This window comes from Acinetobacter sp. V115_6 (genome assembly GCF_031799025.1).
GTDB lineage: Bacteria > Pseudomonadota > Gammaproteobacteria > Pseudomonadales > Moraxellaceae > Acinetobacter > Acinetobacter pittii.
Genome location: NZ_JAVQNO010000021.1, coordinates 1,601,528 through 1,613,336 on the forward strand (window position 1 = coordinate 1,601,528; position 11,809 = coordinate 1,613,336).

At 37.9% G+C, this 11,809-nt stretch carries 12 protein-coding genes; 7 read left to right on the plus strand and 5 right to left on the minus strand.

Annotated elements, in window-relative coordinates; all coding sequences use genetic code 11:
* Window positions 1-4 precede the first annotated feature (4 nt).
* The 4 genes from eat (at window position 5) to RMA94_RS16010 (ending at window position 4,556) form a co-directional block, all read left to right on the plus strand.
* Entirely contained in the window at window positions 5-1,441 is a 1,437-nt protein-coding gene (gene eat / locus RMA94_RS15995; protein ID WP_262460900.1) for an ethanolamine permease, read from the plus strand.
* 14 nt (window positions 1,442-1,455) lie between these two features.
* Window positions 1,456-2,841 carry an ethanolamine ammonia-lyase subunit EutB gene (locus tag RMA94_RS16000; RefSeq protein ID WP_311083755.1) on the plus strand — a complete coding sequence of 462 codons (1,386 nt, stop codon included), beginning with the start codon at window positions 1,456-1,458 and terminating at the stop codon, window positions 2,839-2,841.
* Between the two features lie 10 nt (window positions 2,842-2,851).
* Entirely contained in the window at window positions 2,852-3,667 is an 816-nt protein-coding gene (eutC, locus tag RMA94_RS16005; RefSeq protein ID WP_311083756.1) for an ethanolamine ammonia-lyase subunit EutC, read from the plus strand.
* 166 nt (window positions 3,668-3,833) lie between these two features.
* Window positions 3,834-4,556: a glutamine amidotransferase gene (locus RMA94_RS16010; protein ID WP_270906470.1), complete on the plus strand. Its 723-nt coding sequence runs from the start codon at window positions 3,834-3,836 to the stop codon at window positions 4,554-4,556.
* A gap of 489 nt (window positions 4,557-5,045) precedes the next feature.
* Here the strand turns inward: RMA94_RS16010 and RMA94_RS16015 are convergent, their stop codons facing one another.
* Window positions 5,046-6,773: a glutamine--tRNA ligase/YqeY domain fusion protein gene (locus RMA94_RS16015; RefSeq protein ID WP_311083757.1), complete on the minus strand. Its 1,728-nt coding sequence runs from the start codon at window positions 6,771-6,773 to the stop codon at window positions 5,046-5,048.
* Window positions 6,774-6,940: 167 nt separating this feature from the next.
* Between RMA94_RS16015 and RMA94_RS16020 the strand changes: the two genes are divergently transcribed.
* Window positions 6,941-7,450 (plus strand): peptidylprolyl isomerase, encoded by a 510-nt coding sequence (locus tag RMA94_RS16020; RefSeq protein ID WP_002122280.1) that lies wholly within the window; start codon window positions 6,941-6,943, stop codon window positions 7,448-7,450.
* Window positions 7,451-7,465: 15 nt separating this feature from the next.
* Complete coding sequence (locus tag RMA94_RS16025; RefSeq protein ID WP_068562737.1) at window positions 7,466-8,185, plus strand: UDP-2,3-diacylglucosamine diphosphatase; 720 nt, start codon at window positions 7,466-7,468, stop codon at window positions 8,183-8,185.
* A gap of 7 nt (window positions 8,186-8,192) precedes the next feature.
* Here the strand turns inward: RMA94_RS16025 and RMA94_RS16030 are convergent, their stop codons facing one another.
* The gene (locus RMA94_RS16030) at window positions 8,193-8,423 is read right to left on the minus strand and encodes a hypothetical protein (protein WP_311083758.1); all 231 of its coding nucleotides are present in this window, start codon (window positions 8,421-8,423) and stop codon (window positions 8,193-8,195) included.
* 137 nt (window positions 8,424-8,560) lie between these two features.
* On the opposite strand from RMA94_RS16030, the gene nfsB reads away from it, so the two are divergent.
* Entirely contained in the window at window positions 8,561-9,214 is a 654-nt protein-coding gene (gene nfsB / locus RMA94_RS16035) for an oxygen-insensitive NAD(P)H nitroreductase (RefSeq protein WP_311083759.1), read from the plus strand.
* 39 nt (window positions 9,215-9,253) lie between these two features.
* On the opposite strand, the gene RMA94_RS16040 is transcribed toward nfsB, so the two are convergent.
* From RMA94_RS16040 to miaA, 3 genes are all read right to left on the minus strand, one after another.
* Entirely contained in the window at window positions 9,254-10,111 is an 858-nt protein-coding gene (locus tag RMA94_RS16040) for a DMT family transporter (protein WP_311083760.1), read from the minus strand.
* 142 nt (window positions 10,112-10,253) lie between these two features.
* Window positions 10,254-10,766: an RNA chaperone Hfq gene (gene hfq / locus RMA94_RS16045; protein WP_002122267.1), complete on the minus strand. Its 513-nt coding sequence runs from the start codon at window positions 10,764-10,766 to the stop codon at window positions 10,254-10,256.
* Between the two features lie 93 nt (window positions 10,767-10,859).
* Window positions 10,860-11,804, minus strand: a complete 945-nt coding sequence (miaA, locus tag RMA94_RS16050) for a tRNA (adenosine(37)-N6)-dimethylallyltransferase MiaA (protein WP_311083761.1) — start codon at window positions 11,802-11,804, stop codon at window positions 10,860-10,862.
* Between the last annotated feature and the right edge of the window lie 5 nt (window positions 11,805-11,809).

The following is an 11,809-nucleotide window of genomic DNA, read 5'->3' on the forward strand; positions in this document are numbered from 1 at the left end:
TTGTATGAATCAACCAGAAACAGCTTCCGTTATTTCCTCAAAGACAGAAGTCTCGTCAGCAGAATATTTTGCTCAGCGCCAACTTAAACAAGGTACCGTTGGTTGGTTACTCCTGATTGGTTTAGGCGTAGCGTATGTGATATCAGGTGATTTTGCTGGCTGGAACTTCGGCATAGCCCAAGGCGGCTGGGGTGGTATGTTTATTGCCACTGCCCTTGCTGCAATCATGTATCTGTGCCTGTGTCTTTCTATGTCAGAAATGTCCACAATGATGCCGACAGCAGGTGGCGGTTATAGTTTTGCACGTGCTGCTTTTGGCCCTTTTGGCGGCTATTTAACAGGAACTGCCATTTTAATTGAATACGCAATTGCACCAGCGGCGATTGCCGTATTTATTGGTGGTTATTGCGAATCTTTATTTGGCATAAATGGTTGGATGATTTACCTCGCCTGCTACGCCATTTTTATGGGTATACACCTCAAAGGTGCCGGCGAAGCTTTAAAAATCATGTTCGCAATTACACTTGTCGCAGCAGTTGCCCTTGTTGTGTTTATTGTGGCAATGATTCCACACTTTAATGCACAAAATTTATTTGATATTCCTGTTGGCACAGGTGTTGGCGCAAGTCTTTTTTTACCTCATGGCTATTTGGGCATCTGGGCTGCAGTTCCTTTTGCTATCTGGTTTTTTCTTGCAGTTGAAGGTGTACCATTAGCAGCCGAAGAAGCGAAAGATCCAGCCAAATCTCTGCCACGCGGTTTAATCGGAGCAATGCTCATCTTAACAGCCTTTGCCATGCTCATTTTATTCTTAGGTGCAGGTGCAGCGGGTGCAAGTACTTTACAAAACTCTGGCGCTCCCCTCGTCGATGCTCTGGTTAAAGTGTATGGCACCAATACTTGGCTTGCGACTTTTGTTAACTTTGTTGGTTTAGCAGGTTTAATCGCGAGTTTCTTTTCAATTATCTATGCCTATTCGCGTCAAATTTTTGCACTCTCTCGTGCTGGTTACTTACCTACTTCACTCTCTTTAACCAATAAAAATAAAGCCCCTTATCTCGCAATTATTATTCCGGGCATTATTGGGTTCTTGCTTTCACTCACCAAAGAAGGTGATTCACTCATTTTAATCGCTGTTTTTGGTGCCACCATTTCCTATGTATTGATTCTTTTATCTCACATCAAACTACGCCTATCTAAACCCGACATGCCTCGTCCTTATAAAACTCCTGGAGGAATCTTCACTTCAAGCATTGCACTGATTTTAGCAGTCGCTGCTGTGGTCGCAGGCTTTGTTGTTAATCCGAAAGTTTGGTTTATTGCTGCCGCTATTTATATCGTATTTATTGCTTACTTTTTATTCTATAGCCGTTATCATTTAGTGAAAGGTACACCAGAAGAAGAGTTTGCAAATATTAAAGCCGCAGAACAAGAACTATAAAAAAGGATGCAACTATGAGTTATCGCAATATTGTCGTCAATCAACAGTATCACTTTGCTGACTTGAAGACCTTGATGGCAAAAGCTACACCGTTACGTTCAGGCGATGAGTTAGCAGGTGTAGCTGCCAGAGATGCAACCGAACATGTTGCGGCACAAATGACTTTGGCCGATGTACCGCTTAAAACTTTTTTAAATGACGTTGTGGTCGATTATGAAACTGATGAGATTACCCGTTTAATTATTGATGAACATGATCTGGCAGCCTTTGCCCCTATTTCACACTTTACAGTAGGCGATTTTCGAAATTGGTTACTTGGTGAAGAAGCCACTGCTCAAAGCTTAAAAGCTTTAGCATCAGGTTTAACTCCAGAAATGGTGGCTGCAGTCAGCAAAATTATGCGCAATCAAGATTTGATTTATGTCGCCAGCAAATGCGAAGTGGTCACCCAATTTCGCAACACAATTGGTTTAAAAGGTCATCTTTCTACCCGTTTACAACCCAATCACCCGACCGATGATGTGCTCGGTATTTCTGCCAGTATTTTAGATGGTTTGATGTATGGCAATGGTGATGCCGTAATTGGGATTAATCCAGCGACAGATAACTTACATAATTTATCAGAGCTACTAAAATTGCTTGATCATGTCATTCAGGAATATCAAATTCCGACACAATCTTGTGTACTCACCCATATCAGCTCAGGTATTCAACTGGCTGAAAAAAATGTGCCGATTGATTTAATGTTTCAATCAATCGCTGGTACCCAGCTAGCAAACGAAGGATTTGGAATTTCACTCGATTTACTACAAGAAGGATATGAAGCCACACTTGCACTCAAGCGCGGAACCATTGGACAAAACGTCATGTACTTTGAAACGGGTCAAGGCAGTGCGTTATCCAGCAATGCACATCACGGAGTGGACCAACAAACATTAGAAACTCGCGCTTATGCAGTAGCCCGTAAATATAATCCGCTTTTAGTGAATACAGTCGTTGGCTTTATTGGTCCTGAATACCTTTTTAACGGTAAACAAATTATACGTGCGGGACTAGAAGATCACTTCTGCGGTAAGTTGCTTGGCGTGCCAATGGGCTGCGACATTTGTTATACCAACCATGCCGATGCCGACCAAAATGATATGGATGTTCTTCTTACTCTATTTGGCGCCGCGGGTATTAACTTTATTATGGGGATTCCAGGTTCAGACGATGTCATGCTCAACTATCAAACCACTTCATTCCATGATGCCCTCTATTTAAGACAACTCCTCGGTTTAAAACCCGCTCCTGAGTTTTCAGCATGGCTTGAACAGCAAGGTATTTTTAAACAACAAAACTCTCAAATCTGTTGGGCGGACCACATGCCTGACCAATTCTCTCGTCTGCTCATGAACTAGGGAGAACACCATGAAACTGAACCCTGATATTCAATATCCATCTTCTACCCATCAAGATCAGTGGGAAAAACTTAAACAGTTTACCGATGCCCGTATTGCTCTGGGCCGTGCGGGTTGTAGTATCCCAACACGAGCCTTACTTGAATTTCAGTTGTCGCATGCACAAGCAAAAGATGCGGTTTATCAAGACATGAATGTTTCATATTTATCTGAGCAATTAACGCAAAAACAGCTGCAAAGTCTTCATGTCCAAAGTAATGCACCTAATAAAGAAATTTATCTTAAACGTCCAGATTTAGGTCGTCAGCTTTCAAACCTATCAAAAGAAGTCTTAATTAAGAAGTATGCAGAAAACACGCAACAGTATGATGTTTGTATTGTAGTTGGTGATGGCCTCTCTGCAAGAGCGATTGAAGCGAATGCTATCTCATTCATTACAATGCTGAATGAACAAATTCAGCAAGAAAACTGGAGCCTTGCACCAATTGCAATTGCGACAGGCAGTCGGGTTGCTCTTGGTGATGAGGTTGCTGAAATCTTTAAGGCACCCATGCTTGTGATGCTCATTGGTGAGCGTCCGGGTTTAAGCTCTCCTGATAGTATGGGAATTTACTACACGTTTAATGCATATTCAGGCTGCCTCGATGCTAAACGTAATTGTATTTCTAATGTTCGCTCAGCAGGTTTAAGTATTCCAGTTGCAGTACAACGTTTAATCGCTTTAATGAAAAAATCCAAACAACTTGGTTTCTCAGGAGTTAATCTAAAAGATGAACATCAACTTTCAAATATAGATTTTGAAGAAACTCAAAAGCTATTATTTTAAGCAATGGAATATGCAAAGAGATTTATTGGAAAATAGATAATCCTTTGCATAACAATATTATCTTAACGAAAAATATCAATTTTCAGGTATTGACGATTTATACAGATATTTTCTTCTTTATATTTATCGCTATACTCCACCTATTGATCTTCTATGAATCATTTGTATGAACACAACAAACGCCTTCCCTAAAACTATTTATGCCATTCAGCATCTTGCTTTCGAAGACTTAGGTTCATTAGAAGATGTCTTTTATCAACTCGGATTTCGCGTCCGTTATTTTGAAGCAGGTGTAGATGATTTAACTGCTGCTTTTGCACACGATGGATTAACTATTATTTTAGGTGGTCCAATCGGGGTTTATGAAACTGAAGATTATCCATTTTTAAAAGATGAAATTGCTTTACTCAAACAACGTTTAGCAGCAGATAAACCTACACTTGGTATTTGTTTGGGTGCACAGCTTATTGCTCATGCGCTTGGTGCAAAAGTATATGCAGGACATCAAAAAGAAATTGGCTGGGGTCCATTGAGCTTAAGTTTACGTCCTAATCAGGTATTATCTGCTTTGCTTAATAATGTCCATGTTCTACATTGGCATGGTGACACTTTCGACCTCCCTGAAAACGCGGTGTTATTAGCTAGTTCAGAGATTTATACCAATCAAGCATTTGAAGTTGGAAATAATATTCTCGCGTTGCAGTTTCATATTGAAACAACAGAAGAAAATTTTGAGAAATGGTTAATTGGCCATACATGCGAACTTCGTAATGCCAATATTTCGATTCAGACACTTCGTGAAGAAAATAAAAAATATGCTCAAAACCTCGAACATGCTGCTTTTGAAGTAATTCAAAAATACTTAAAAAGAATTGGTTATAGTACCTAAATGAAGTGGTTTCTAATGTTTCATGATTATTATTTTTTAACACTTGGTATTTTATGATTATTTTTTAAACAAAAAAACTTTATATTTTATTTTTAGAAACATTTCAGAAAAATTTCAGTGTATTATTAATTTGTAACATAAAATATACGCTGATTTACTATGGATATCTGGAAGTTTATTAAGAGCTTTAATACGGTTAATACTTATTTAATGCTTTCAACTATGCTTCTTCTATTATTAGTTCTTTATTTTTATGTGATTAGTCCTACCTAAGCTTGTTTGCCAAGGAAGCGAAATCATAAAGAAAAAGAATATTATGATGAGAAGACCTCCGAAAAAAAGCCCAACCTTATAGTTGGGCTTTTTTAATATTTTCTATTTACTCACAACGTGTTGCTCGTCTTGAGAAAAAGTAAGAGATAATCAATCTCGGCTGTTTACTCACAACATGTTGTTCGTCTTGCGAAAAAGTAAGAGATAATCAATCTCTTACTTTTTCTCAGGCTTGAAACTATCTTTCAAATCAAGAATACGGTTGAAAACTGGTTTCTCTGGTGAATGATCATGTTGATCAGCAACAAAATAGCCTTCACGCTCAAATTGGAAACGATCTTCAGGATTCGCTTGTGCCAAAGCTGGCTCAATGACAGCTTGTACCACTTTTAATGATTCAGGATTAAGATTTGCCAAGAAGTCATCATCTGCATCAGGTGCGGCTTCAGTAAACAAACGATCGTAAATCCGCACTTCAGCAGGAATCCCTTTAGTTGCAGATACCCAGTGAATCACGCCTTTAACTTTACGGCCTTCCGGATTCTTTCCTAGAGTTTCAGGGTCAATTGAACATTTCAATTCAATCACTTCACCATTTGCATCTTTAATAACTTCATCACATTTAATCACGTAAGCATGGCGTAAACGCACTTCACCGTCAGGAATTAAACGTTTAAAGCCTTTTGGCGGTACTTCTTCAAAATCTTTACGATCAATATAGATTTCCTTGGTTAAAGGAATCACACGATCACCCATATCAACATTAGGATGGCGAGCATGCGTAAGATCCATATCTTCAGGTAAATTAGTTAAAGTCACTTTAAGTGGACTTAAAACAGCCATACCACGCGCAGCAGTATTTTCTAAAGATTGACGAATACAGAACTCAAGCATTGCAACATCAACAATACCGTCAGTTTTTGAAACGCCTACACGCTTACAAAAATCACGTAAGCCTTCAGGAGTAAAACCACGACGGCGCATACCGACTACGGTTGGCATACGTGGGTCATCCCAACCATTTACATATGCACCTTCCACCAATTTACGTAATTTACGTTTTGACGTAATAGTGTAATCCACGTTTAAACGTGAAGATTCGTACTGATGCGGAACAGCTTTAGATTTTACTTTTTCAACAATCCAGTCATAAAACGGACGGTGATCTTGGAACTCTAATGTACAAAGCGAATGAGTAATCCCTTCAATCGCATCAGACAATGGATGAGCATAGTCATACATTGGATAGATTTTCCATTTATCGCCAGTTTGGTGATGCTCTGAATGCAATACGCGATATAAAATCGGATCACGCATATGTACATTTGTACTTGCCATATCAATCTTGGCACGTAAAACCGCTTCACCCTCTTTAAACTCACCGCTACGCATTTTTTCAAAGCGAGCAAGATTCTCTTCAATAGATGCATCACGGTATGGAGAGTTTTTACCTGGCTCAACAAAGCTACCGCGGTTTAACTTAATTTCTTCTGGAGATTGTAAATCTACATATGCATCGCCTTGTTCAATAAGTTGAACTGCCCATGCATATAATTGATCAAAATAACCCGATGCATAACGTGGTTCACCATTCCAGTTAAAACCAAGCCATTTCACATCATTCGCAATACCGTCAACATACTCTTGTTCTTCAGCATCAGGGTTTGTATCGTCAAAACGCAAATTACACAAACCATCAAACTCTTCAGCCACACCAAAGTTCAAGCAAATCGCTTTTACATGGCCAATATGTAAATAACCATTTGGTTCTGGTGGAAAACGCGTTACGATCTGCTTTGCACGTCCCGTAGCCAAATCATCAGTAATGACTTGGCGAACAAAATCTAAGCCAGCCTGTTGTTCTTGCTGCGCAGAATCGACAGAGGCATGAGTATTCGGTGTCGGGTTATTAGGCAGGCTCGAGACAACATCATTAGGCTTCATAGTGTATCAATCACTTCTTTGTAGATAAATTTCGAAAAATTTAAACGCTATCTTCATTTTTCACAAAGATTTTAACGTTTTTTACTTGCCTTGTAGTTTACAGTTTGCTTATGCTTCTCTCAACCAAAAACCCATGGTCATAAGCCCATGTTTAGGAGATTAATGTAATGAGTTTTCCTCAAGTCGAATTAAACACCAATAAAGGTCGTATTGTTCTTGAACTAAATACTGAAAAAGCACCAAAAACAGTAGCAAACTTTTTAGAATATGTACGTGACGGTTTTTATGACGGCGTTATTTTCCACCGTGTCATTGATGGTTTCATGATCCAAGGTGGCGGGATGGATGAAAACTTCAAAGAAAAAGCAACTCGTGATTCTATCGAAAACGAAGCTGACAACGGTTTAAGCAATGATGTTGGTACGATTGCTATGGCACGTACTCAAGCACCTCACTCTGCTTCTGCACAGTTCTTCATTAACGTAAAAAACAACTCTTTCTTAAACCATACCTCTAAAACTGCTCAAGGTTGGGGTTATGCTGTATTTGGTAAAGTTGTTGAAGGTATGGATGTTGTTGAAGCGATCAAAGGTGTTCGCACTGGCAACCGTGGTTACCACGCTGACGTTCCTTTAGAAAATGTTGTAATCGAATCTGCTAAAATTATTTCTGAATAATTTTAGGAATAAGCTGTGACTTATCTGTTTATCTCTGATTTACACTTGTCACCTGAACACCCTCGACTTGTTCGAGGGTTTTTAGATTTATTGGTGCATTATCAAAATAAACAAACACAGCTTTATATTTTAGGTGACTGGTTTAACGCTTGGATTGGCGATGATTACTCAGCACCATGGCTCGATGAAATTGTTGAGGCATTAAAAGACTTTAACAAAAAAGGAAATCGGGTTTACTTCCAAGTAGGTAATCGTGATTTTGCCTTAAATCAGGTTTTCCTTAATAAATTTAACGGTGTACTACTACCCGACATTTATTATCTTAATATTGCTGGACATCAGTACCGTCTAGAACACGGTGATGCCCTATGTACAGATGACGTTTCCTATCAAAGATTTAGAAAAATTATTCGAAATCCGCTCTTAGTTGCTCTTTTACGCCGTACACCACTGAGTTTTCGTACCAAACTGGTTAATGGCTTTCGTAAAAGAAGCTCCGCTGATAAACAGCAAAAAAGCTATGAAATTATGGATGTGAATGAACAAGCTGTTATTTCTGCTTTAAAAGATGCAGATATACTGATTCATGGGCATACCCATCGCCCTTCACTTCATAAGGTAGAAGCTAAACAACGAATTGTTCTTGGCGATTGGCGTGAAGATCAAGCTTATATTTTGGAAATTGATCCATCTTCAAATACGCAACAGCTTGAATTGATTATCTGGAATTATTAACTAAAAATTAGTCACTTTTTATTTGAACTTTCAATTCTTTAATTTTGTTATTTAAATCAAAATTGTAAATCGCACACATACTGGCAATAAATAAAAATTTCCAGCTTATATGTGCATGATTGTGATACTCAATGTATAAAATCAAAAGACTCAAAATAAATGCAAAAATGATAAAGGCTTTAACGATTCTAAATTCTCGCAGCTTACTCTTTGCATCTGTTGGCATTAAATCAATCATTTTCAATAGATTACTAAAACTTTATATGAAATTATATTTCTTTATCAAACTACACAGGAAATGTTTTTGAATAAAATAGCGTATGATTGCAAAGATTAAATTCTCTCAATTGCTATAAAACTGATATGGAGTAAAGTATGGATTTATTAAATACGGTTAAAAGTCGCTATACAACAAAAGCGTATGATTCTGAAAAGAAAATTCCTCAAGAAAAAATTAAAAAATTATTAGAAATTTTACGTTTTACCCCATCTTCAGTAAATATTCAGCCTTGGCACTTTGTAGTTGCAGATAATCTTGCAGCTAAAGAACGAATCGCAAAAGCATTAACAGGAAAGTATGCTTACAATGCTCCTAAAGTGCTAGAGTCATCACATACACTTGTATTCTGTACAAAAACGGATATTACATCTGAGTACTTAAATCAACTACTTGAGCAAGATGATTTAAGTGGCCGTTTTAAAGATGAAAAAGCAAAATTAGGCCAAAAAGATACTCGCCATGGCTACGTCGAGTTCTACCGAAATGAACAGAAGAATTTATTCGGGTGGATGGAAAATCAAACATTCATTGCTTTAGGACAGCTACTCTTTGCTGCTGGCTTAGAAGGCATTGATGCGACTCCAATGGGTGGCTTTGATGAAAAAGTTCTAAATACTGAGCTCGGGTTAACTGAAAAAGGCTTACGAAGCTCTGTGATTGTTTCTCTAGGCTATCGTAGTGAAAATGACTTTAATGCTAAGCTTCCTAAATCACGTCTGCCAGATGAAGTGATTTTCACATATTTATAAAAATCTCTATAGTTCAAGAGATTCTTTTCTCTTGAACTATCAAGCCATTGCGCTAGCTAAACAAACTACCCCACTTATTCCTAGAAGAATCCCCAAAATAGTAGGCCATTTTAATTTTTCTTTATATAAAATCAGTCCGCTTAAAATTCCCAGTAACACGACAAGAATATTCATGCTTGCAAAAACAATAGCAGGAGAATCTTTTAAAAGAATATGAGCTTTTACATATAAAGCAATATTTGAAAAATTGAGTATTCCTAATATTAACCCAGCTATCGTACTTTTAAACTGCCACTTTTGAGTATTCTGTAGCAATAAATATGAAATCGATAATATAAAAGCAATAATAAAAATAAGATTTAAAGTAAGTGTAAACTGCAGACCTAAACTACTTGTATATTTCAAGAGAATATCTACTGCTGCATAACCACACCATACACTTAAAAGAGCAAAGATCGCCTTTCGAGATTGGTGATTTGCTGAAGAATTGATTTGCCCAAATAATACGAGTAAGACTGCAAAAATTCCTAGACCTATACCCCACAGTTTTAATGCATTAAATTGTTCATGAAAAAAGAAATATGCCGCAAGTAATGAAAGAACAACTGAAAGACGCTGTGCAAGTTCGGTTCTCACAATTCCTGCATACTCTAATGATTTAGCAAGACATAAAAAAATACTAGGTAAAATTATTCCTAAAGCAAAGATTAACCACCAAGGAGTATGTTGTATTGAAACATGTTGAATATCAGGCTGAAACCACCAAAAACAAAGAAGACTTGCGCTTGCATAGTTCCACGCAATCATTTGTAGTGGTTGATAACCTTTTCTCTTTAAATTTTTTAATAGGATAGATACCAAGACGCTGCTAAAAGCAGCAGCTAATATTAATAGCATTCATTAAAGCCCTATTTATTTAAATAAAATTAGTCAGCATGGCAAATCATTCTCCATGACCAGTTAAATATTCTGAATCAACTTTTAAATACACATAAAAAAACCAGTCATTGTCTGACTGGTTTCTTTTTTAAGATTTCAATTAACGATTATTTTCGTCGTCTTGACCATCTTCAAATTTAGAATCGTTGTCAAAACCACCTTGATGACCACCGAAACCACCTTGACCACCGAAACCGCCTTGACCACCGAAGCCACCTTGACCACCGAAGCCGCCTTGACCACCGAAGCCGCCTTGACCACCGAAGCCACCTTGAGCGCCACCGAAGCCGCCTTGAGCGCCACCGAAGCCACCGCCTTGACCGCCGCCAAAGCCGCTACCTTGACCACCAAAACCGCCTTGAGTGCCGCCTTGTGCTGGGAAGCCTGTACCTTGAGCGCCTGCTGGACGAGGGTTACGTGCTGGAACAACAGTTGAAATCGCGTGTTTGTAAACCATTTGACTTACAGTATTTTTTAATAAAACAACATATTGGTCAAAAGATTCAATATGACCCTGTAATTTAATACCGTTCACAAGGAAAATAGAAACAGGGATACGTTCTTTACGGAGAGAATTTAAGAACGGATCTTGTAAAGTTTGACCTTTAGACATTTTTAACTCCAAAAAAAATTTTTAAATCAGCGCAAAAAAACTATCTTTATTTTTCAACTAAAAATTATAAAAAGACAGTGTGCAAATTTTGCTTTATCCATAAGAGTTTCGCAAGTCTTCTTTCGCCTGCTTTATCGTCAAGTAAGTTTTAAAATCGTGTATTTCTTGCAAAGAACGTAACCACGTATATTGACGTTTGGCAAGTTGTCGTGTTGCAAATAAAGCTTTATCCTCCATTTCACGTTTACTTTTGAGACTTAGATCACTTTTTAATAGAAATTCTAGTGCTTGTCGATAACCCACCGAACGCATTGAGGGTAAATTTTCATCTAAATCGTATTTTTCAATTAGAGCTTCAACTTCACTCAAAAAACCGATATCCCACATTTTGCTTAATCTTTGCTCAATGCGTTGATGTAATTCTACCCGATCCGGAAGTAAAGCGTAGTTATGAAATATGTATCGATATGGTACGTTTTTTGGTTGTTCTGCCTGCAATTTAGTAATTGGTTCACCAGTAATTTTATAAACTTCCAGAGCCCGAATAATTCTTTGCTTATCAGTTACATTAAACTTTATAGCAGCAGCAGGGTCTACAGAAACCAACTCATCATAAACTGCCTGCCATCCTTCATTTAGAGCTTTTTCTTCAATTGCAGCTCGAACTTCAGCATTAGCACTTGGTAAATTACCAGATAACCCTTCTAACAATGCCTTGAAATATAACATTGTCCCTCCTACTAAAATAGGAGTTTTGCCACGTGAATGCATTTCATCAATCAATTTACATGCATCTTCAACAAACTGAGCAGCTGAATAGACTTCCAGAGGAGTAATAATATCAATCAAATAATGAGGATAGAGTTCTTGCTCTTCACGAGTTGGTTTAGCCGTGCCGATATCCATATCTTTATATACGAGAGCGGAATCAACAGAAATTAGCTCAAAATTTCCACGCTCGTATAATTCACATGCCAAAGCGGTTTTCCCGCTCGCAGTTGGTCCCATTAAATTGATGACGGGCAATTGATTTGACATGTAAA